The 21,873-nt window shown below is 56.8% G+C and carries 21 protein-coding genes; 13 read left to right on the top strand and 8 right to left on the bottom strand.

The genetic code is table 11. The annotated features are described in order from the left end of the window. The first annotated feature begins 399 nt into the window (after window positions 1-399). A complete protein-coding gene (locus tag EDF81_RS08430) occupies window positions 400-1,698 on the top strand; it encodes an MFS transporter (RefSeq protein ID WP_123347620.1) in 1,299 nt (432 codons plus the stop codon). Here the strand turns inward: EDF81_RS08430 and EDF81_RS08425 are convergent. The 5 genes from EDF81_RS08425 to trxC all read right to left on the bottom strand — a co-directional run bounded on the left by EDF81_RS08425 (window position 1,695) and on the right by trxC (window position 7,422). After that, entirely contained in the window at window positions 1,695-2,018 is a 324-nt protein-coding gene (locus tag EDF81_RS08425) for a YfiM family lipoprotein (protein WP_123347619.1), read from the bottom strand. The genes EDF81_RS08430 and EDF81_RS08425 overlap by 4 nt on opposite strands. A gap of 44 nt (window positions 2,019-2,062) precedes the next feature. After that, on the bottom strand, window positions 2,063-3,418 hold the full coding sequence (gene pssA, locus EDF81_RS08420; protein ID WP_123347618.1) for a CDP-diacylglycerol--serine O-phosphatidyltransferase: 1,356 nt from the start codon (window positions 3,416-3,418) through the stop codon (window positions 2,063-2,065). Window positions 3,419-3,529: 111 nt separating this feature from the next. Next, window positions 3,530-6,193 (bottom strand): bifunctional acetate--CoA ligase family protein/GNAT family N-acetyltransferase, encoded by a 2,664-nt coding sequence (gene pat / locus EDF81_RS08415; protein WP_123347617.1) that lies wholly within the window; start codon window positions 6,191-6,193, stop codon window positions 3,530-3,532. Window positions 6,194-6,228: 35 nt separating this feature from the next. After that, window positions 6,229-6,927: a tRNA-uridine aminocarboxypropyltransferase gene (locus EDF81_RS08410; RefSeq protein ID WP_123347709.1), complete on the bottom strand. Its 699-nt coding sequence runs from the start codon at window positions 6,925-6,927 to the stop codon at window positions 6,229-6,231. A 75-nt stretch (window positions 6,928-7,002) separates the two neighbouring features. Further along, window positions 7,003-7,422, bottom strand: a complete 420-nt coding sequence (gene trxC, locus EDF81_RS08405) for a thioredoxin TrxC (protein ID WP_123347616.1) — start codon at window positions 7,420-7,422, stop codon at window positions 7,003-7,005. A gap of 205 nt (window positions 7,423-7,627) precedes the next feature. On the opposite strand from trxC, the gene EDF81_RS08400 reads away from it, so the two are divergent. Beyond that, a complete protein-coding gene (locus tag EDF81_RS08400; RefSeq protein ID WP_123347615.1) occupies window positions 7,628-8,725 on the top strand; it encodes a tRNA/rRNA methyltransferase in 1,098 nt (365 codons plus the stop codon). A 34-nt stretch (window positions 8,726-8,759) separates the two neighbouring features. On the opposite strand, the gene ung is transcribed toward EDF81_RS08400, so the two are convergent. Then, window positions 8,760-9,446, bottom strand: a complete 687-nt coding sequence (gene ung, locus EDF81_RS08395; RefSeq protein ID WP_123347614.1) for a uracil-DNA glycosylase — start codon at window positions 9,444-9,446, stop codon at window positions 8,760-8,762. 317 nt (window positions 9,447-9,763) lie between these two features. Here ung and grcA point away from each other — a divergent pair, with 317 nt between their 5' ends. Next, window positions 9,764-10,147 (top strand): autonomous glycyl radical cofactor GrcA, encoded by a 384-nt coding sequence (grcA, locus tag EDF81_RS08390; RefSeq protein WP_123347613.1) that lies wholly within the window; start codon window positions 9,764-9,766, stop codon window positions 10,145-10,147. A gap of 48 nt (window positions 10,148-10,195) precedes the next feature. Here the strand turns inward: grcA and srmB are convergent, their stop codons facing one another. Further along, window positions 10,196-11,536 carry an ATP-dependent RNA helicase SrmB gene (gene srmB / locus EDF81_RS08385; RefSeq protein ID WP_123347612.1) on the bottom strand — a complete coding sequence of 447 codons (1,341 nt, stop codon included), beginning with the start codon at window positions 11,534-11,536 and terminating at the stop codon, window positions 10,196-10,198. Between the two features lie 134 nt (window positions 11,537-11,670). On the opposite strand from srmB, the gene EDF81_RS08380 reads away from it, so the two are divergent. Beyond that, window positions 11,671-12,408, top strand: coding sequence for a tRNA(1)(Val) (adenine(37)-N(6))-methyltransferase TrmN (locus tag EDF81_RS08380; protein WP_123347611.1), 738 nt, complete (start codon window positions 11,671-11,673; stop codon window positions 12,406-12,408). On the opposite strand, the gene nadB is transcribed toward EDF81_RS08380, so the two are convergent. Further along, window positions 12,393-14,006, bottom strand: coding sequence for an L-aspartate oxidase (gene nadB / locus EDF81_RS08375; protein WP_123347610.1), 1,614 nt, complete (start codon window positions 14,004-14,006; stop codon window positions 12,393-12,395). The genes EDF81_RS08380 and nadB overlap by 16 nt on opposite strands. Before the next feature lie 350 nt (window positions 14,007-14,356). Between nadB and rseD the strand changes: the two genes are divergently transcribed. The 9 genes from rseD to era all read left to right on the top strand — a co-directional run bounded on the left by rseD (window position 14,357) and on the right by era (window position 21,865). Beyond that, the gene (gene rseD, locus EDF81_RS24220; RefSeq protein ID WP_260232689.1) at window positions 14,357-14,434 is read left to right on the top strand and encodes a rpoE leader peptide RseD; all 78 of its coding nucleotides are present in this window, start codon (window positions 14,357-14,359) and stop codon (window positions 14,432-14,434) included. Next, window positions 14,431-15,006, top strand: coding sequence for an RNA polymerase sigma factor RpoE (gene rpoE / locus EDF81_RS08365; RefSeq protein WP_123347609.1), 576 nt, complete (start codon window positions 14,431-14,433; stop codon window positions 15,004-15,006). The genes rseD and rpoE overlap by 4 nt, the downstream gene beginning before the upstream one ends. 31 nt (window positions 15,007-15,037) lie before the next feature. Continuing rightward, complete coding sequence (gene rseA, locus EDF81_RS08360) at window positions 15,038-15,694, top strand: anti-sigma-E factor RseA (protein WP_123347608.1); 657 nt, start codon at window positions 15,038-15,040, stop codon at window positions 15,692-15,694. Then, window positions 15,694-16,647 (top strand): sigma-E factor regulatory protein RseB, encoded by a 954-nt coding sequence (gene rseB, locus EDF81_RS08355; protein WP_123347607.1) that lies wholly within the window; start codon window positions 15,694-15,696, stop codon window positions 16,645-16,647. The genes rseA and rseB overlap by 1 nt, the downstream gene beginning before the upstream one ends. Further along, window positions 16,644-17,123, top strand: a complete 480-nt coding sequence (gene rseC / locus EDF81_RS08350) for a SoxR-reducing system protein RseC (RefSeq protein ID WP_123347606.1) — start codon at window positions 16,644-16,646, stop codon at window positions 17,121-17,123. Before rseB ends, rseC begins: the two co-directional genes overlap by 4 nt. A 150-nt stretch (window positions 17,124-17,273) precedes the next feature. After that, entirely contained in the window at window positions 17,274-19,073 is a 1,800-nt protein-coding gene (gene lepA, locus EDF81_RS08345; protein ID WP_123347605.1) for a translation elongation factor 4, read from the top strand. Window positions 19,074-19,089: 16 nt separating this feature from the next. Beyond that, window positions 19,090-20,064: a signal peptidase I gene (gene lepB, locus EDF81_RS08340; protein WP_123347604.1), complete on the top strand. Its 975-nt coding sequence runs from the start codon at window positions 19,090-19,092 to the stop codon at window positions 20,062-20,064. A gap of 218 nt (window positions 20,065-20,282) precedes the next feature. After that, on the top strand, window positions 20,283-20,963 hold the full coding sequence (gene rnc / locus EDF81_RS08335; RefSeq protein ID WP_123347603.1) for a ribonuclease III: 681 nt from the start codon (window positions 20,283-20,285) through the stop codon (window positions 20,961-20,963). Further along, window positions 20,960-21,865: a GTPase Era gene (gene era, locus EDF81_RS08330; RefSeq protein ID WP_123347602.1), complete on the top strand. Its 906-nt coding sequence runs from the start codon at window positions 20,960-20,962 to the stop codon at window positions 21,863-21,865. Before rnc ends, era begins: the two co-directional genes overlap by 4 nt. Window positions 21,866-21,873: the final 8 nt, after the last annotated feature.

The raw sequence follows: 21,873 nt of genomic DNA, 5'->3' as shown, positions 1-21,873 counted from the left end.
TAGCGCCGATGGTAGTGTGGGGTCTCCCCATGCGAGAGTAGGGAACTGCCAGGCATCAAATAAAACGAAAGGCTCAGTCGAAAGACTGGGCCTTTCGTTTTATCTGTTGTTTGTCGGTGAGTGACTCTTTGCCCAGGACAAATCCGCCGGGAGCGGATTTGAACGTTGCGAAGCAACGGCCCGAAGGGTGGCGGGCAGGACGCCCGCCATAAACTGCCAGGCATCAAATAAAGCAGAAGGCCATCCGAAAGGATGGCCTTTTTGCGTTTGTAATCTCTATGCGTAAACTCCTAAACCCTTACCCTGCTAAGTAAAAACCCGACTACGCTCACAAAATAGACTATAACAAAAATATAACATTTTACGTGCGGAGTTCTATTTTGGCAGGAGTATAAAATAATGGCAGAAAGCAGCATTGCGGCAAAAAAGTCGCTGGCCAGCAGTGACACCCGACGTCGCGTATGGGCGATTGTGGGTGCCTCGTCCGGTAATCTTGTGGAATGGTTTGATTTTTATGTCTATTCCTTCTGTTCTCTCTATTTTGCACATATCTTTTTCCCGTCCGGGAACACCACGACACAGCTCTTACAGACCGCCGGCGTTTTCGCCGCAGGTTTCCTGATGCGTCCTATCGGTGGCTGGATTTTTGGTTATATCGCCGATAAACACGGACGTAAAAAATCGATGCTGATCTCGGTGTGCATGATGTGTGCCGGATCGCTGGTGATCGCCTGTCTGCCGGGCTATGAGGTGATTGGGACATGGGCTCCGGCGCTGCTGCTGCTGGCCCGGTTATTCCAGGGACTTTCGGTGGGCGGTGAGTACGGTACCAGCGCAACCTATATGAGTGAGGTGGCGGTCGAAGGGAAAAAGGGATTTTACGCCTCTTTCCAGTATGTCACCCTGATCGGCGGTCAGTTAATGGCCCTGCTGGTTGTGGTCATCCTTCAGCACACCATGAGCAGTGAAAATCTGTATGCCTGGGGCTGGCGCATTCCGTTTGCTATCGGTGCCGTACTGGCGGTGGTGGCGCTGTGGCTACGTCGCCAGCTGGATGAAACCTCGCAGCAGGAAACGCGGGCATTGAAAGAAGCAGGATCGATGAAAGGCCTGTGGCGGAATCGCAAAGCTTTCCTGATGGTGGTGGGCTTTACCGCCGGTGGTTCTCTGTGCTTCTATACCTTCACCACCTATATGCAGAAATATCTGGTGAATACCGCGGGGATGCACACCAACGTGGCGAGCGGAATTATGACCGCGGCGCTGTTTGTCTTTATGCTGTTGCAGCCGCTGTTTGGGGCGCTGTCGGATAAGATGGGTCGTCGTGCGTCGATGCTCTGCTTCGGCGGGCTGGCCACGCTCTTTACGGTGCCCATCCTCTCTGCGCTGCAGAATGTTACCTCACCTTATGCCGCTTTCGGCCTGGTCATGTGCGCGCTGCTGATCGTCAGTTTCTATACCTCGATCAGCGGGATCCTGAAGGCAGAGATGTTCCCGGCTCAGGTACGTGCGCTTGGCGTGGGGCTGTCGTATGCCGTGGCGAACGCGCTCTTTGGCGGTTCGGCTGAGTACGTGGCGCTGTCGCTGAAATCCGTGGGCTTTGAGAGTGCGTTTTTCTGGTACGTCACCGTGATGGGTGCGCTGGCGTTTGGGATTTCGCTGATGCTGCACCGTAAGGGGAAAGGCATTCGCCTTTAGTAATGCGCCATCTGCCAGAGGGTATAGCCGGTGGTGGCACCGGCAACATCCCAGGCAAAGTCTTTCCAGCTCCAGCCGCTCCCAGCGGGGCGGCTATCCCACAGCTCTTTCGACGCACCAAGACTGACCGAGAACATCACTCCGATAGCGCCGCTGCGATCGCGGCTGACGCCCTGGCGCTGGGCATATTCGTTACCCGCCGCCGAAAGCATCGCGGACGCCAGAAAGTGCTGGGCCTTGTCTCGTCCCGTCCAGCTATCCTGCGCCATATGGCTGCAGCCGCTTAGCAGAAGAAGTGCAGGTAATACGAGAAGATGCACGGCAGGCTCCTGAAAAAAAGCCCCGCAATACGCGAGGCCTGTGATTACAGAATACGGCTGATTAAGCGGTCGATACGAATACGTCGCAGACGACGAATCAGCTTACGTACCTTGACAGGGTAATCGGCGATACTCTGCAGATCGCGGTAGTGCTTCACCACCGTCGTATGCTGGCGGATAAGCTCCAGTTCTTTATCACGCTGCGCAGTCAGTTCCTGCTGCGGATCGTGGATCAGAATGGCATTTTCCAGGTCCAGGCGCCAGGCGCGCGGATTGAGATTATTACCGGTCAGCAGCATCCACTTATCATCGACCCACATACCTTTCAGATGGTAGGTGTTGTCTTCATCTTTCCACAGCCGGACAACCAGCTGGTCAGTATTCACGTAATACTGCAGGCGGCTCAGGAAACGGCGCAGGTTGATCTCATACAGATAGGGTAGCGCGCCGATAATTTTAAACGGCTGATCTTCCGGAATATAAAAGTCGTTCGCCGTTTTATCACCGACGATAATTTCCACCTTCTTCCCTTCGCGCAGTAAATGAATAATATTGCGCACCAGCATCGCTGGCAGGTTGAAGTACGGTGTGCAAATGGTCAGCTTCTGCTCTGTGCAGGGCATCAGGTGGAAAATCGTCTTGTTCAGCAGACTGGATTTTCCCAGACCGACCAGCGGCGTGACCGCCAGCTGTTCGTTATCGGCATCGCCCTGGAAATGGTAGCTGGCGTCGCGCAGCTCCTGGCGATACAGACGGATATCGTTTTTGATCTCCGGGCTTTTCGGCCGGTTTTCAGCATCGAGGCGGTTAACCCCACGGCCCTGAATCAGGTTACGCGTTACCCAGTCAAACATGACGTCGGTCATCTGCGGGTTGCGGATGCACTGGTAGCGGTCGTAGCGGTACTTCTCATGCTGATGCAGGTACACGTCGTTAAGGCTGGCGCCGCTGTACATTACGCTGTCATCGATGATGAAGCCTTTGAAGTGCAGAACGCCGAGCGCTTCGCGGGTATTCACCGGGACACCATAGACGGGAACATCAACGCCCGGGTTTTCCTGCGCCATACGGCAGTACCAGTCGGCATTGGTATTGGCAGCCGCGTCGCCAATGCGTCCACGCTGGGCGCGGTGCCAGTCGACCAGCACGCGGACGTCTAATTCGGGACGCTGGCGCTTTGCGTCATACAAAGCCTGCATGATCCCTTTGCCGCCGTCGTCCTGCTCCAGATAGAGAGCAATAATGCAGATGCGCTTCGTCGCGCTGGCAATGCGGGCAAGCAGCGCAGTACGGAAGTCCGCGGGGGAATAAAAGAACGCGACATCATCAACTGACTGAGAGATCTTGGGTAGTTGGGCAAGGTGTTGTTGATGTTTATTTCGCTTAAATTTTGACAACATCACAGTGCAGTTCTTCTCTGTTTAATGAAAGGGCCGTTGTACTATATGCAGACGACACAAGCGGGCAATCATACCACTACGTCCCGCAAAGTGGTCAACATTTCCAGTGGCTTACTCACGATTATCCGAGTCCGCTAACAAAAGCGTCAGCCCGACAATGCCGTCTTCCAGCTGGATATCGACCTTAAACCCCAGTTTACGCGCAAGAGCAATCATCCCTCGGTTGTTCGGCATTGTAATGCCGTTAAGCCGCTGCAGACCGTGATCCCGGGTGTAGTGGATTAAGGTTTCCAGTAGCTGGCGACCTAAACCCAGGCCTTTCAGATCCGAACGCACCAGCACGGCGAACTCCGCGTCGATGTTGTCGGGATCGGAAATTGCCCGCGATACGCCGAGGATCTCATCCCCGTTATCCGTATGGCGCAGCGCGACAAACGCCATCTCTCGATCGTAGTCGATCTGCGTCATGTTGGCTAAGTCTTCATGGGTAAATTCGTTGATTTCACTAAAGTAGCGATAATAGAGATCTTCTTTGGTCACCCTGGCGATAAACTGCTGCAGCGCCGGTTCATCTTCCGGCAGGATCGGCCGGAACAGGCAACGTTCGCCGTTTTTCAGATCCACCCGGGCTTCAAGCTGGCGAGGGTAAGGGCGTATTGCCAGACGGCTCTCGTTACTGCCGTCGAAGGGCGCGATCTCAAGGGTGACATCCAGTACGGTAAACTCGTCGGCAGAGGCGAGGAGCGGATGAATATCCAGGCGCTGGATTTCGGGGCAGTCGACAATCAGGTTGGATACCTTCACCAGCAGCTGGCTCAGGCCGGGAATATCCAGCGGTCTCAGGGCGCTGCGGCCACGAATTTTTTTCCCCTTGATCGCCTGGATCACCAGATAGCGGGCCAGATTCATATTCAGCGGCGGCAGAGCGACCGCGGCCTGATCCTGCGCATGCCACTCCACGCCGCCTTCGCCCAGCATAATCAGCGGGCCGAAGACCGGATCTTGCTCCACCACGATGCGTAACTCCTGCGCCCCGGCGCGGCGGGCCATGCTTTGCACCAGCAGACCGTGGATACGTGCCTGGGGCCAGGTCATCTTAACGCGATCGAGCATCGCATCCGCCGCCTGCTGCACTTCGCTGGCGGTACGCAGATAGAGCATCACGCCCTGTACGTCGGATTTATGGGCGATATCCGGCGAGCGCAGCTTGAGGGCAACCGGATAGCCAATCTGCCCGGCAATATGCACGGCTTCGGCGCTGTCGGCCGCGATCCAGGTCGGGAGCGTGTTCAGCCCATAGGCCTGCAGAATCGGCTGTACTTCATGCGTATCCAGAGAAGTGGCGCCCTCGGCGATAGCCTGCTGAAGCAACGTATGGGCTTCGGCCGCATTGGTCGTGAGATCCACCGGCAGAGCAGGCGTTTCGCGCAGCTGTTTCTGATTGCGACGATACTCCACCATATGCATAAAGGCGGTGATGGCGCCTTCCGGCGTTCGGTACGTCGGCAGGCCCGCTTCGCTAAACAGGCGGCGTGCCTCCTGGGAGGAATACTCTCCGCACCAGTTGGTCAGCAGGCTGACGTAATTGCCTCGCGGATGCTGTTTAACGGCGCCGATCAGCGCTACGGCGCTCTCCGTTCCCGGCGCAACGGCGCTGGGGGAGTGGATCACCAGCAGGGCGTCGATAGCATGATCGTTCAGTAAGATATTCAGCGTCTGGGTGTAGTGCCCGCTACTGGCGTCGTCTCGCAAATCCAGCGGGTTGGAGACCTCGACGCCAGAAGGCAGCAGTTGGCCAAGCTGTTCCCGGGTTTCGTCACTCAGAACGGCGAGTTTGCCCTGCCGCGACCAGAGTTCATCGAGCGCCAGCGCCGCCGGTGCCGCACCGTTACTGACGATCATCAGCCGCTCTCCGCGCAGAGGGCGCATATGGCTCAGGGTTTCAACGGCGGAAAAGAGTTCGTGGGTGTCCTGCACGCGCAGCAAACCGGCGCGCTGGATCGCCGCGTCCCATGCCGGATCGATCCCGGAATTGACGTGCAGCAGGCGCTGAGCGTCCGGGCTGCGGCCGCCTTTGATCACCAGAATCGGTTTGTTGCGTGACGCACTACGGGCGGCGGAAACAAAGCGCCGGGCGTCGCTAAGATGCTCAAGGTAGAGCAGGATCGCGCTGGTCTTGCTGTCGCGGGCCAGATAGTCGAGCAGCTCATCAACGTCGATATCCAGGCTGTCACCCAGCGCAATAAACCAGGAAAAGCCCATTTCGCGCTGCTGGGCCCAGTCGAGGATTGTATTGGAAATGGCGGCGGACTGAGAGATAAACGCCAGCTTGCCTTTGCTGATGGGGACCGGGGAGAAACTGGCGTTAAGCCCCTGCCACGGAGCCAGCAGTCCGAGGCTGTTTGGCCCCAGCAGTCGCATCTGATAACGTCGGGCGCAGGCCAGCAGCGCAGCGTGCTGCTCGGCCAGGCCGGAAAGAATAATGCAGGTTTTACACCCTTTCTCCCCAAGCGCTTCCAGAAGCTCCAGGTTTCGTGAGGCGTTGGTACAGAGTACGGCAAGATCCGGCGTAAAGGGCAGGCTGGCAATATCGGGCCAGGCCAGCACGCCCTGGACGGCTTTATAAGCCGGGGTGACCGGCAATACCGGCCCGCTAAACCCACCGGCCAGCAGATTGCGCATCATCAGATAACCGGCGCGCGTTGGCTTCATTGACGCGCCTATCACGGCGATCGATTTTGGTCGCAGCAGCGCTTCCAGTCCACGTTGGCTCATACCGTCTTCCCTCAGACGCAAATGACCTGATGATTTTAAACGCTTTCTGCCGATGTTGCTGTGATACTGGCCTGATGATGAGGTTTTCCTGCCAGATAGCGAGTGCGGAAGAGGCTGAAATGATCGGCCAGCGCGCCTGCCGCTGTCGTATCCCCGGCCAGATCCAGGAGTGCAATAGCAACCTCTGCGGTGCAGTATTGCCCTTCGGCATGAGCTTCGCGCAGGTGATAGGCGGAGACGCGGGACAGATCCACGGAGATCACCGGCAGCGCATCCAGATACGGGCTTTTACGAAACATCTTTCGCGCTTCCGTCCAGGTGCCGTCGAGCATAATAAACAGCGGCGGTTTTCCCGGGGCAGGCGCGGCGATGACCTGCCGGTCTGCGTCGGCATAAGACGCAGGGAACACCACAACGGGCTGATAATCCGGGTGGCTGACCAGATCCAACAGCGCCTGCGGCGGTTCGGTACGCGACCACTGAAACGCGGCGGTGTCGGGCAGGATATCGGCGATAAGCCGCCCGGTATTACTCGGTTTCATCGGCTCCGTATCAAACATCACCAGACAAAAACGGCTCCCGGCCCCGACAGCAGTAATGGTGTCGCACAGACACTGCTTTTGCGGTAGCAGACAGCGCTGACAGCGACGGATGCGGTTGCCCCTGGCGAGGAAAGGACGCGTGGCGCGCGCCAGACGTTCGGCGCGAAGTTGAAGAACGGCGTTATTATTCATGAAGGCGAATGGGGCAATAAAAACGCCATTGTCGCAGAGGTCAAAAAGGGGCACAAGCACTGTGCCCCGGTGTGATTACAGGGATTCGTTAAGCCAGCTATCGAACGGGGCTTTAGGCACGGCACCGTTAAGCATATCCACGACTTCACCATTACGGAAAATCATAATGGTCGGGATACTGCGGATACGAAAGCGTGCGCTGATCTCACGTTCGGCTTCGGTATTGATTTTGACGAAACGCACTTTACCGCTGCGCTCTTCGGCGACATCTTCAAAGATTGGCGCGAAGTTGCGGCACGGGCCACACCAGGGGGCCCAGAAATCGACCACAACCGGAAGATCGTCTTTCAGCAGTTTATCGAGCATCTCGCCGGTGGCATTGATCACTTCGCCGTCGAACAGCTCATGGCCGCAGCGTCCGCATTTTGCCGTATCGTTAACGCGGTCGTCCGGAATGCGGTTAAGTACCTGGCAACTGGCACAAACGGTATTCATAACTAACCTCAGGATGAGTGGATTGCACAACGGCGCGCGCGCCGGAATGTTTCTTTTATGTTGCATATTATTGATGCTTTGGTTTTAGACGACAATGCGTTTTATTCAATGGGTACAATAGTCGCTGGCTTTTAACAGAAGTGATGGCGATGCGGCGGCACATCGGGTAATCTTCGCGCTTCGCGCAGCGCTGGTGGAGGAAAGCATGAACGACGAGTTAAAAAATAAAAGCGGCAAGGTCAAAGTGATGTATGTCCGCAGTGACGATGATTCAGATAAACGCAGCCAGAACCCGCGTACCGGGAAAGGCGGCGGTCGTAGCGGATCGTCTCGTGACGGGGCATCCCGTGGCGGTTCAGCACGCTCTGATTCCGGTCGTCGTTCTTCCCGCGACAGCCAGGCTCCGCGCGAACGGGATCGTGACCGCAATCGCGATCGTGACCGTGATTACCAGAGTGATGCATCCCCGTGGCGTACCGTTTCGCGTGCACCGGGCGAAGAAGCCCCGGCGAAGGCCGATCACGGTGGGATCAGCGGCAAAAGCTTTATCGATCCGGAAGTGCTGCGTCGCCAGCGCGCCGAAGAGACCCGTGTCTACGGTGAAAACGCCTGTCAGGCTCTTTACCAGAGCCGTCCTGACGCCATCGTTCGCGCCTGGTTTGTCCAGAGCGTAACCCCGCGCTTTAAAGAAGCGCTGCGCTGGATGGCGGCTAACCGTAAGGCCTACCACGTTGTGGATGAAGCCGAACTGGCGAAAGCGTCCGGTACCGAACACCACGGCGGCGTTTGCTTCCTGATCAAAAAGCGTAACGGCGTCAGCGTTCAGCAGTGGGTTGGACAGGCTGCTGAGGAAGATTGCGTCCTGGCGCTGGAAGATGTGGGTAACCCACATAACCTCGGCGCGATTGTTCGCAGCTGCGCGCACTTCGGCGTGAAAGGTGTGGTCGTACAGGATGCGGCGATCCTTGAATCCGGTGCGGCTATCCGCACGGCGGAAGGTGGGGCAGAGCACGTGCAGCCGATCACCGGCGACAGCTTTACCGAAGCGCTGGAGCAGTTCCGTCGCGATGGTTATGCCATCGTCACCACCTCCAGCCATAAAGGTACGCCGCTGTCTAAAGCCACGCTGCCGAAGAAAATGGTGCTGGCGCTGGGTCAGGAACGCGATGGTCTGTCAGATGCCGTGCTGGAAAGCGCCGATCTGAACGTCTCCATTGACGGCACCGGCAACGTTGAAAGTCTCAACGTCTCCGTCGCCACGGGTATTCTGCTGGCCGAATGGTGGCGACAGAATAAAGCCTGATAAAAAATGCCAGCGTTTATCGCTGGCATTTTTTTTACTCGCTTTCCGCCGGCAAGGTCGGCATCCAGTCTATGGGCGTTTCGCCCCGCTGCGCCAGCCATTCATTGGTCAGCACAAAGTGATTACAGCCGAAAAAGCCCCTATGCGCCGAGAGCGGCGATGGATGCGGTGCGCGCAGGACGTGATGGCGCTGGCCGTCGATAATCGCGCCTTTCTTCTGGGCGTGCGATCCCCACAGCAAGAACACCACTCCCTCACAATGCTGGTTAATCAGCGCGATCACTTTATCGGTAAAGGTTTCCCAGCCCAGGCTGGCATGCGAGTGCGCCTGGCCTGCGCGCACCGTCAGCACCGTGTTAAGCAGCAGTACGCCCTGGCGCGCCCAGCTTTCCAGATAGCCGTGCTGCGGTCGGGTAAAACCGGGAATGGTCTTTTCCAGCTCTTTATACATATTGAGCAGCGACGGCGGGGTTGCGACGCCAGGCAGGACGGAGAACGCCATTCCGTGTGCCTGGCCAGGACCGTGATAGGGGTCCTGACCGAGGATCACCACTTTGACATCGGCAAGCTCGGTATAGCGAAAGGCGTTAAACACATCCTTCTGCGGGGGATAAATCGTTACGCCAGACTGCCTTTCCGTGGCGACTGTACTGAGCGTATTTATAAAGTAGGGCTGGGTTTTCTCGTCAGCCAGCACGTCGTGCCAGGTTAATGGTGCCATCTTCTCGCTCTCCTGCGACATTGAATCGGCCTAGCTTAACGGCTTCTTTCTGCAATACAAAATTAACGATGCCGGAAGCGCGTGACGAGTCTAAAAAAAGTTTAAAATTTACAAAATAATTTTCACTTGTGACTCGCGTAACTTGATATAAAACAAGTAATTTCCCTATCACCACTTTTGGTGTGTGGATTTTATTGATTTAGGTCAATGAATGGACCCTGGGTGACTGGTATATAAACACCTAAGCAACAATGGTTTTACCAATTGGCCGGTGCCGGTCAACACAATCAAATAATGTAGCCTATGGGAGGCATCACATGATTACAGGTATCCAGATTACCAAAGCCGCAAACGACGACCTGCTGAACTCTTTCTGGCTCCTGGACCAGGAAAAAGGCGAAGCTCGCTGCCTGTGTGCAAAAGCCGGCTATGCCGAAGATGACGTTGTCGCCGTCAGCAAGCTGGGCGAGATCGAATACCGCGAAGTGCCGGTTGATGTGCAGCCGGAAGTGCGTGTGGAAGGCGGCCAGCACCTGAACGTGAACGTACTGCGTCGTGAAACTCTGGAAGATGCAGTAAAACATCCGGAAAACTACCCGCAGCTGACCATTCGCGTTTCCGGCTATGCCGTGCGTTTTAACTCTCTGACGCCAGAACAGCAGCGCGACGTTATTGCGCGTACCTTTACCGCAAGCCTGTAAGCCTGCGTTGAGGCCAAAAAAATGCCGGACACGCGTCCGGCATTTTTTTTACTCTTTAGTACCACCGGATGACGGGGTCTCCGTCGATCCGCTTGGCTTACGGCGCTTGCCGACGTTTTTGGCGTCGCGATGGCGTACTTTCACCCGCACCTTCTCTTTATCTTTCTCTTTTTTCTGCTCTGCGCGCTTCGCCAGCACTTTCTTCGACGGCTTGCCGGTCTGCTTCTCGCTCGGTGCGCGGGAGGTCGGACGCAGCTCGTCGATAACGCGGGGTTTCAGCGGCTCTTCAATATAGCGGCCGATCTTGCCCAGCAGCAGGTGGTCGTGCGCTTCAACCAGCGAGATCGCAGTCCCTTTACGGCCCGCACGGCCGGTACGGCCAATACGGTGCAGATAGGTATCGGCGGTGCGCGGCATATCGAAGTTAAAGACGTGGCTGACGTCCGGGATATCGATCCCACGGGCGGCGACGTCGGTCGCTACCAGCACGTTAACGCGACCGTCGGTGAGGCGCTTAATCGCTTCGGTACGTTTGGCCTGCACCATCTCGCCTTCGAGGTAGCAGTTGTTAATCCCGACCTTACGCAGCAGCTCTGCCAGCTCATGCACACGCTCGCGCTTGCGCACGAAGATGATGGAGCGGGAGACGTCCGGCTGTTTTAACAGGTGGGTCAGCAGGGCGGTTTTGTGCTCTGCGTTGTCGGCGCGGTAGTACCACTGATGAATTTTCTTACGCTCGCGGGTGGACGGCGTCGCGGAAACTTCGACCGGATCTTCCAGCAGGCGCTTGGCGAAATCGCTGACGGCGTTGCCTTCCAGGGTCGCGGAAAACAGCATGGTCTGCTTGCGCCAGCGGGTTTCACCGGCAATATGTTCGATGTCCTGAGCGAACCCGAGGTCCAGCATACGGTCGGCTTCGTCAAGGATCAGCGTCTCAACGGCGCGGCAGTCAAAGTTCTCTTCTTTGATGTACTGCATCAGGCGACCGGTCGTCGCGACCACGATATCCTGGTTTTCGCTGAACACTTCGGCGTGATTCATAAAGGCCACGCCGCCGGTGATGGTGGCGATATCCAGATGGGTGTTCGCCGCCAGTTCGCGGGCGTGTTCTGCCACCTGCACGGCCAGCTCGCGGGTCGGTGTCAGGATCAGAATACGCGGCGGGCCGGATTTTTTACGCGGAAAATCGAGAAGATGCTGCAACACCGGCAGCAAATATGCCGCCGTTTTACCGGTGCCTGTTGGCGCGGAACCGAGCACATCACGCCCCTCTAGCGCAGGCGGAATGGCAGCAGCCTGAATGGCGGTTGGGCGTGTGAAGCCTTTATTCTGGAGGGCTTCCAGCAGGCTCTCGTCGAGTTCGAGTTCGGAAAAAGTCGTTACAGTCATTATCTACCTCTGTGTGGGGCGCTGATTATAGACGTTACGGCCACAATCTTCATCTGTTTGTATGGTTAAGGCTTCTCCGGTATCGTTCATTACCCTATGCTATCGACCTTTTTTTGCCAGAAAGGTGGCTTTTGATGTCTGAATCAGGTTCCGCACTGCGTCGTGATGGATTTACCTTTAAACAGTTTTTTGTCGCCCACGATCGCTGTGCGATGAAAGTGGGTACCGACGGGATCCTGCTGGGCGCATGGGCGCCCGTCGCACGAATCAAACGTATCCTCGATATCGGTACCGGTAGCGGGCTGCTGGCCTTAATGCTGGCCCAGCGGACCGACGACACCGTCACCGTGGACGCCGTTGAAATTGACAGTGAGGCGGCTGAACAGGCCAGAGAAAATGCAGCGGCTTCTCCCTGGGCCGGGCGTGTTCAGGTACACGCCGCGGACATTCAGTCCTGGGTCGGGCAGCAAACCCAGCGTTATGATCTGATCGTCAGCAATCCGCCTTACTTTACGCCAGGCGTCGAATGCGCCACACCCCAGCGTGATCGGGCGCGTTCAACGTCGTCACTGGAGCATAGCGCCTTGCTGGCCTGTGCCGCCAGCAGTATTACGGAAGAGGGTTTTTTCTGCGTGGTCTTGCCGGAAAATATCGGCACTGTCTTCACCCAGCAGGCGCTGGAGATGGGCTGGCATTTGCGGCTGCGCACCGATATCGCGGACAACGATGCGCGTCTACCGCATCGGGTGCTGCTGGCGTTTTCTCCCCGCGCCGGGGAGTGCTTTAGCGATCGGATGGCGATCCGCGGGCCGGATCAGCAATACTCAGAAGCCTATACCGCGCTGACCCGTCCGTTCTATTTATTTATGTGAGGCGAGAGAATTGACGGTCCCGACGTCGGCAGCAGGTCCGGGTAGTCCAGCGTAAAGTGCAGCCCGCGGCTCTCTTTACGCTGTAGCGCACAGCGGACGATCAGCTCGGCGACCTGCACCAGATTACGCAGCTCAAGAAGGTTGTTCGAGACGCGAAAGTGGGCGTAGTACTCGTCGATTTCCTGCTGCAGCATGGTAATACGGCGCAGCGCTCGCTCCAGCCGTTTGGTGCTGCGGACAATCCCGACGTAGTCCCACATAAACAGCCGCAGTTCGTGCCAGTTATGCTGGATCACCACCCGCTCATCGGCGTTTTCGACCCGACTCTCATCCCAGGCCGGGATCGGCGGCCGCTCAGGCCCGGCAGACCGTCGCTTCTGAATATCATCGGCGGCGGACCAGCCGTATACCAGACACTCCAGCAGCGAGTTTGACGCCATACGGTTAGCGCCGTGCAGCCCGGTATAGCTCACCTCGCCAATCGCGTACAGACCGTCAACGTCGGTACGGCCATAGTCATCCACCATCACGCCGCCGCAGGTATAGTGGGCGGCGGGAACGACGGGGACCGGCTCTTTAGTCAGATCGATACCCAGACCGAGCAGCTTCTCGTAAATCATCGGGAAATGCTGGCGAATAAAAGCTTCCGGCTTATGGCTGATATCCAGATACATGCAGTCTGCCCCGAGCCGCTTCATCTCATGATCGATAGCTCTGGCGACGATATCACGCGGTGCCAGCTCGGCACGCTCATCGAAGTCCGGCATAAAACGCGAACCGTCCGGACGCAGGAGCCAGGCTCCCTCGCCGCGCAGCGCCTCGGTAAGAAGAAAATTGCGTGCCTGCGGATGAAACAGCGCCGTCGGATGAAACTGGTTAAACTCAAGGTTTGCCACGCGGCAGCCCGCACGCCAGGCCATGGCGATCCCGTCTCCGGAGGCAATATCCGGGTTGGTCGTATACTGATACACCTTTGATGCGCCGCCGGTCGCCAGCACCACCGATCCCGCCCGACAGGTTTCCACCGACTCTTTATTACGGTTCCAGATCCAGGCACCCACGGCGCGTCGGGGACCGGGCAGGCCAATCTTGTCGGAGATAACCAGATCGACGGCGTTACAGCGCTCAAGAATGCGGATATTGGGGTGACTCAGGGCTTTGCTCACCAGAGTGGTTGCCACCGCTTTACCGGTCGCGTCGGCGGCGTGCAGGATACGCCGATGGCTGTGGCCGCCCTCGCGGGTCAGATGCCAGGCGGTTTCACCATTTTCCCCGGTCTGCGTATCAAACAGGACGCCCTGATCGATCAGCCACTGCACGCAGTGGCGGGCATTTCCGGCCACGAAAGAGACCGCGTGGCGATCGCAGATCCCCGCACCGGCAATCAGCGTATCGTCAACGTGAGATTCAACGCTGTCGGTTTCATCAAAAACGGCGGCGATCCCGCCCTGCGCATAAAAGGTCGAGCCTTCGCTGACCGGGCCCTTGCTCAAAACAATAACCGAGCTGTGTTCAGCCAGGCGAAGCGCCAGCGACAGTCCCGCTGCGCCGCTGCCAACGATCAGCACGTCGCAGGAAAGTTCAGGTGTTACGTTCATGGTATTTGTTTAATTTACTAAACATGGTTACCGGAGCTTAGCATCGCAATGGTCGTTCAGGCAGCTATTTTTTCATTTTTGTTGTGTGCGCTAAACACGGAGGCGGAGGAAGAAGACGCCTGAGAGAAAGACGAAATAGTGCGAAGCCAATCGTTACCCTCAGATTTTATGATGAAAAAAGAGCAGGCATACGTTACTCTTCTGGCGTCTTTGTGCTTTTTCAGGCAGAAAGTGCGAGCTTCGCAGTGCGCGGACGTATAATGAGTGATAATTAAGCATCGCTGCGAAACGATACACAAAAACAAAGGCGTGACGGAACTTTACAATCAACTGACGCTCTAATCCTCTGCTTGCTCGTATTTGCAGTATTGGAGTGGCGTTCTGAAGACGCGTGGAAACAAGGTTTGGGGAGATATTACCTCGGATGAGCGAGCAGTTAACGGACCAGGTCCTGGTAGAACGGGTCCAGAAGGGAGACCAAAAAGCTTTCAACTTACTGGTGGTTCGCTACCAGCATAAAGTGGCGAGCCTGGTTTCCCGCTATGTGCCATCGGGCGATGTGCCTGACGTGGTGCAAGAATCATTTATCAAAGCCTACCGCGCGCTGGATTCGTTCCGGGGCGATAGCGCTTTTTATACGTGGCTGTACCGTATTGCCGTCAACACGGCGAAGAATTATCTGGTTGCTCAGGGACGCCGCCCGCCGTCCAGCGATATCGACGCGAATGACGCGGAGAACTTCGAAAGCGGTGGGGCGCTGAAAGAAATTTCGAACCCTGAGAACTTAATGTTGTCAGAAGAGCTGAGACAAATTGTTTTTCGCACCATCGAGTCGCTTCCGGAAGATTTACGCATGGCAATTACCTTGCGGGAGCTGGATGGCCTGAGCTATGAAGAGATAGCCGCCATTATGGATTGCCCGGTAGGTACGGTTCGTTCGCGTATCTTCCGTGCGCGAGAAGCTATTGATAATAAAGTTCAACCGCTAATCAGGCGTTGACGATAGCGGGATACTGGAAAAGGTATTAGGCATGCAGAAAGAACAACTTTCCGCTTTAATGGATGGTGAAATGCTGGATAGCGAGTTGCTCAGCGAGCTGTCGCGTAATCCTGAAATGCAAAAAACCTGGGAGAGTTACCACCTTATTCGTGACTCGCTCCGGGGCGATACCAGCGATGTCCTCCATTTCGATATCTCATCCCGCGTGATGGCCGCTATTGAGCAAGAGCCGCTGCGCCAGGTGACGACGCCGCTCATTCCTGAAGCTCAGCCCGCGCCGCATCAGTGGCAGAAGATGCCTTTCTGGGCAAAAGTACGTCCGTGGGCGAGCCAGCTGACGCAAATGGGCGTTGCTGCCTGCGTTTCACTGGCGGTGATCGTTGGCGTTCAGCAGTATAACGGACAGTCTGACTCAACATTGCAGGCTGAATCACCGGTGCTTAACACGCTGCCGATAATGGGCAAAGCCAGCCCGGTGAGCCTGGGCGTGCCTGCGGATGTGTCCGCCAGCGCCGGTTCGGGTCCACAGCAGGTTCAGGAGCAACGCCGCCGTATTAATGCTATGCTCCAGGATTACGAACTGCAGCGCCGCCTTCACGCTGAACAGCTTCAGCTTGAGCAGGCGCAAACCCAGCAGGCTGCCGTGCAGGTGCCGGGTAACCAAACTTTAGGAACGCAATCGCAGTAATGAAGCAACTCTGGTGTGCCATGTCACTTGTGACGGGTAGCCTGCTATTCCCCTTCAACGCCTCGGCAGATGTTTCGTCCGGGGCGTTGTTGCAGGAGATGTACCAGGCCAGTCAGTCACTCAATTACGAACTCTCTTTCGTCAGCATCAATAAGCAAGGCGTTGAATCTCTGCGCTATCAGCACGCACGTCTGAATAACCAGCCGCTGGCCCAGCTGCTTCAGCTCGATGGCCCGCGTCGTGAGGTGGTGCAGCGCGGCACGGAGATCAGCTATTTCGAACCGGGGCTGGAGCCTTTCACGCTCAACGGCGACTACATTGTCGATTCGCTGCCTTCGCTGGTCTATACCGATTTCAAACGCCTGACGCCTTACTACGATTTTATCTCCGTAGGCCGAACCCGTATTGCCGACCGGATGTGCGAAGTGGTTCGCGTCGTGGCGCGAGACGGGACCCGCTACAGCTACACCGTCTGGCTGGATGCCGAAAGCAAACTGCCTCTGCGTGTCGATCTTCTGGATCGCGATGGCGAAGCCCTGGAACAGTTCCGGGTTATTGATTTCAACATCAGTGCCCAGGTGAACAAGAGCATGCAGGAGCTTGCCGCTGCCAGTCTACCGCCGCAGCTCTCCGTGCCGGTTGGCGACAAAGTCAGCTTTAACTGGGCGCCGTCCTGGCTGCCACAGGGCTTCACGGAAGTTTCCAGCAGCCGCCGTCCGCTGCCAACCGTCGAAGGCCCAATTGAATCACGCCTCTATTCCGATGGCCTGTTCAGCTTCTCCATTAACGTGAATCGCGCCACCCAGTCCAGCACCGATCAGATGCTGCGTACCGGCCGCCGCACGGTGACTATCAGCGTCCGTAACGGCGCAGAGATCTCGGTGCTTGGCGAACTGCCTCCGCAGACGGCGAAACGTATTTCCGACAGTATTAAGTTCAGGGCAGCGCAATGATTAAAGAGTGGGCAACGGTAGTCTCCTGGAATAACGGACAGGCGCTGGTAAGCTGTGACGTGCAGTCCTCCTGCAGCAGCTGTGCTTCCCGCTCGGGCTGCGGAACACGCGTGCTGAACAAGCTTGGACCGCAGACGCAGCATACTCTCAGCGTGCCGAGCCAGGCACCGCTGGTGGCCGGGCAAAAAGTGGAATTAGGCATTGCCGAAGGGAGCCTGCTTGGCTCGGCGGTGCTGGTCTATATGTCGCCGCTGGTGGGGCTTTTTATCATGGGTGGCCTGTTCCAGGCGCTTTTCACCAGCGATCTCGCTGCCCTTTGCGGCGGCATTCTCGGCGGCGTCGGTGGATTCCTGCTGGCCCGTGGCGCTTCCCGTCGGCTGGCGGAAAAAGAAGCCTGGCAGCCGGTGATATTAAGCGTTGGTCTGCCACCTGATGCGCTGCGCGTTGATGCCTCACCTGCCGAAATAAGCCCGTAGTCCCGCTGCCCGCGATCCTTGCGTGCAAGTGGAGGACATAACCCATCAATGTAGTGTAGAATGCGGCGTTTTCGGACTCTACACGTCGGGCTCAGACAGCGCGTTGCGCGAAGCCTCTAAGTTATTCGTAAGGCATAATAATCTCCATATATGAAGAACATACGCAACTTTTCTATCATCGCTCATATCGACCACGGTAAATCGACGCTGTCTGACCGTATTATCCAGATTTGCGGCGGGCTTTCTGACCGTGAAATGGCTGCCCAGGTCCTCGACTCAATGGATCTGGAGCGCGAGCGCGGGATCACCATTAAGGCGCAGAGCGTCACGCTCGATTTTAAAGCCGCCGACGGTGAAACCTACCAGCTGAATTTCATCGACACCCCTGGCCACGTTGACTTCTCCTATGAAGTTTCCCGTTCGCTGGCCGCCTGTGAAGGCGCGCTGCTGGTGGTGGATGCCGGGCAGGGCGTGGAAGCGCAGACCCTGGCAAACTGCTACACCGCGATCGAAATGGATCTGGAAGTGGTGCCGGTTCTCAACAAAATTGACCTGCCTGCCGCCGATCCGGAACGCGTCGCTGAAGAAATCGAAGACATCGTCGGTATCGACGCCACCGACGCGGTACGCTGCTCGGCGAAAACCGGCGTCGGCGTACAGGACGTGCTTGAGCGTCTGGTGCGCGACATTCCTGGACCGGAAGGCGATCCGGAAGCGCCGCTGCAGGCGCTGATTATCGACTCCTGGTTCGATAACTACCTCGGCGTTGTCTCCCTGGTGCGTGTGAAAAACGGCACCCTGCGTAAGGGCGACAAAGTCAAAGTGATGAGCACCGGCCAGGTCTATAACGCGGACCGTCTGGGGATCTTCACGCCGAAACAGGTTGACCGTACCCAGCTGAATTGTGGCGAGGTAGGCTGGCTGGTTTGTGCGATCAAAGACATCCTCGGCGCACCGGTCGGCGATACCCTGACCCTGTCGCGTAACCCGGCAGACAAAGCCCTGCCTGGCTTTAAGAAAGTGAAGCCGCAGGTTTATGCTGGTCTGTTCCCGATTAGCTCCGATGACTATGAATCCTTCCGCGACGCGCTGGGTAAACTGAGCCTGAACGATGCTTCCCTGTTCTACGAACCGGAAAGCTCCACGGCGCTGGGCTTCGGCTTCCGCTGCGGCTTCCTCGGCCTGCTGCACATGGAGATCATTCAGGAGCGTCTGGAGCGTGAATACGACCTGGAACTGATCACCACGGCACCGACGGTGGTCTACGAAGTCGAGACCACCGGTAAAGAGACGGTCTACGTTGACAGCCCTTCCAAGCTGCCGGCGCTGAACAATATTTCTGAGCTACGCGAACCGATCGCGGAGTGTCATATGCTGCTGCCGCAGGAGTATCTCGGCAACGTAATGACCCTGTGCGTGGAAAAACGCGGCGTGCAGACCAACATGGTCTACCACGGCAATCAGGTTGCGCTGACCTATGAGATCCCGATGGCGGAAGTGGTCCTCGACTTCTTCGACCGTCTGAAGTCCACCTCCCGCGGCTATGCGTCGCTGGATTACAACTTCAAGCGCTTCCAGACCTCGGACATGGTGCGCGTGGACGTGCTGATCAACAACGAACGCGTGGATGCGCTGGCGCTGATCACCCACCGCGACAACGCGCCGTACCGCGGTCGTGAGCTGGTGGAGAAAATGAAAGAGCTGATCCCGCGTCAGCAGTTTGATATCGCCATTCAGGCCGCTATCGGCACCCATATCATCGCCCGTTCTACGGTTAAACAGCTGCGTAAAAACGTACTGGCGAAGTGCTACGGTGGTGACGTAAGCCGTAAGAAGAAACTGTTGCAGAAACAGAAAGACGGTAAGAAACGCATGAAGCAGGTCGGCAACGTCGAACTGCCGCAGGAAGCGTTCCTCGCCATTCTGCACGTTGGCAAAGACGGCAAATAAACCCTAAGGAGTTGGCATGGCGAATATGTTTGCCCTGATTCTGGTGATTGCAACGCTGGTGACAGGGCTTTTATGGTGCGTCGATAAATTTGTATTTGCACCAAAACGTCGGGAGCGTCAGGCCGCCGCGCAGGCTGCGACCGGCGACCAGCTGGATCCTAAAACGCTGAAAAAAGTCGGCCCGAAACCGGGCTGGCTGGAAACCGGCGCCTCCGTGTTCCCGGTTCTGGCGATTGTGCTGGTGGTGCGTTCGTTTATCTACGAACCTTTCCAGATCCCGTCAGGCTCGATGATGCCAACTCTGCTGATCGGCGACTTTATCCTGGTGGAGAAATTCGCCTACGGGATTAAAGACCCGATTTACCAGAATACGCTGATCGAAACCGGGCATCCGAAGCGCGGGGATATCGTGGTCTTCAAATATCCTGAAGACCCGCGCCTCGACTACATCAAGCGTGCGGTGGGCGTGCCGGGAGATAAAGTTACTTATAATCCGGTCTCGAAAGAAGTCACCATTCAGCCGGGCTGTCCTTCCGGGCAGGCCTGCGGCAGTGCGCTGGCGGTGACCTATTCTGACGTGCAGGCCAGTGATTTTGTCCAGACCTTCGCACGCAGCAACCGTGGGGAAACCAGCAGCGGCTTCTTCCAGCTTCCTCCGGGCGAAAGCCGTGAAAGCAGCGTTCGCCTGGCCGCGCGTAAAGAGACCCTTGGCGATGTGACCCACAATATTCTGACCGTACCGATCGTTCAGGATCAGCTGGGTATGTACTACCGCCAGCAGGACCAGCAGCTGGCGACCTGGGTTGTTCCACCGGGCCACTACTTTATGATGGGTGATAACCGCGATAATAGCGCGGACAGCCGCTATTGGGGCTTTGTGCCGGAGCGGAACCTGGTCGGTAAAGCGACGGCTATCTGGATGAGCTTCGAAAAACAGGAAGGTGAATGGCCCACCGGCGTGCGTCTGAAACGCATTGGCGGCATTCACTAATTTGTTCGGCTGCGGTCATAATGACCGCAGCCGAAATATTTAGTACATAAATCCCATCTGGCTAACGACAACCCCGGTCGTTGCGTATAGAATATTCCCCGCTATTGTAACGGTATTCAGGTTGTCTCCCCCGGGAGCCACGGCACACGAAAGCGCGTTGATTGACTCAGGTCGGTTTCGTGTGCTGCATTGTTGACGCATTCATTTATTGGTATCGCATGAACCCCATCGTAATTAATCGGCTCCAGCGGAAGCTGGGCTACACTTTTACTCATCAGGAGTTGTTGCAACAGGCATTAACTCATCGCAGTGCCAGCAGCAAACACAATGAGCGTCTGGAGTTTCTGGGAGACTCCATTTTAAGCTACGTTATCGCCAACGCACTCTATCACCGCTTCCCGCGAGTGGATGAAGGGGATATGAGTCGTATGCGCGCGACGCTGGTTCGCGGTAATACGCTGGCGGAGCTCGGTCGCGAGTTTGAGCTTGGCGAGTGTCTGCGACTGGGGCCGGGCGAGCTGAAAAGCGGCGGCTTCCGCCGTGAGTCGATTCTGGCGGACACCGTGGAAGCGCTGATTGGCGGCGTGTTCCTCGACAGCGATATTCAGAGCGTTGAGAAACTGATACTGAGCTGGTATCAGACCCGTCTGGACGAAATCAGTCCGGGCGATAAGCAAAAAGATCCGAAAACCCGTTTGCAGGAGTATTTGCAGGGTCGCCATCTGCCGCTGCCGTCTTATCTGGTGGTGCAGGTCCGTGGCGAAGCACACGATCAGGAATTTACTATCCACTGCCAGGTCAGCGGCCTGAGTGAACCGGTAGTTGGCACGGGTTCCAGCCGTCGTAAGGCGGAGCAGGCTGCCGCCGAACAGGCGCTGAAAAAACTGGAGCTGGAATGAGCGAAGAAAAAAGTTACTGCGGATTTGCAGCCATCGTGGGTCGTCCCAACGTTGGCAAATCCACCCTGCTGAACAAGCTGCTCGGGCAGAAGATTTCTATTACTTCCCGTAAAGCGCAGACCACGCGTCACCGCATCGTCGGTATCCACACCGAAGGGCCGTATCAGGCAATCTACGTGGACACCCCCGGCCTGCACATGGAAGAAAAGCGCGCTATCAACCGCCTGATGAACAAGGCGGCCAGCAGCTCCATTGGTGACGTTGAGCTGATCATCTTTGTCGTTGAAGGCACCCGTTGGACCGCCGATGACGAAATGGTGCTCAACAAACTGCGCGGCGGTAGAGCGCCGGTGATCCTCGCGGTCAACAAAGTAGACAATGTTCAGGAAAAAGCCGACCTGCTGCCGCACCTGCAGTTCCTGGCGAGCCAGATGAACTTCCTCGATATCGTGCCGCTGTCTGCGGAAACCGGTACTAACGTGGATACCATCGCGAGCATCGTGCGTAAGCATTTGCCGGAAGCGACCCATCACTTCCCGGAAGACTACGTCACCGACCGTTCCCAGCGCTTTATGGCCTCCGAAATCATCCGTGAGAAACTGATGCGTTTCCTCGGTGCGGAGCTGCCGTATTCGGTGACCGTAGAGATCGAACGCTTCCAGACCAACGAACGCGGCGGGTATGACATCAACGGTCTGATCCTCGTTGAGCGTGAAGGTCAGAAGAAGATGGTGATCGGCAACAAAGGGGCCAAGATCAAAACCATCGGTATCGAAGCGCGTAAGGATATGGAAGAGATGTTCGAAGCCAGCGTTTACCTTGAGCTGTGGGTAAAAGTGAAATCTGGCTGGGCCGATGACGAACGCGCCCTGCGCAGTCTCGGCTATGTAGACGATCTTTAAAGACGACG

This window comes from Enterobacter sp. BIGb0383 (assembly GCF_003751845.1).
Taxonomy (GTDB): domain Bacteria; phylum Pseudomonadota; class Gammaproteobacteria; order Enterobacterales; family Enterobacteriaceae; genus BIGb0383.
The sequence above is the reverse complement of the archived record's forward strand: the minus strand, read 5'-3'. Positions and strand labels throughout refer to the sequence as shown.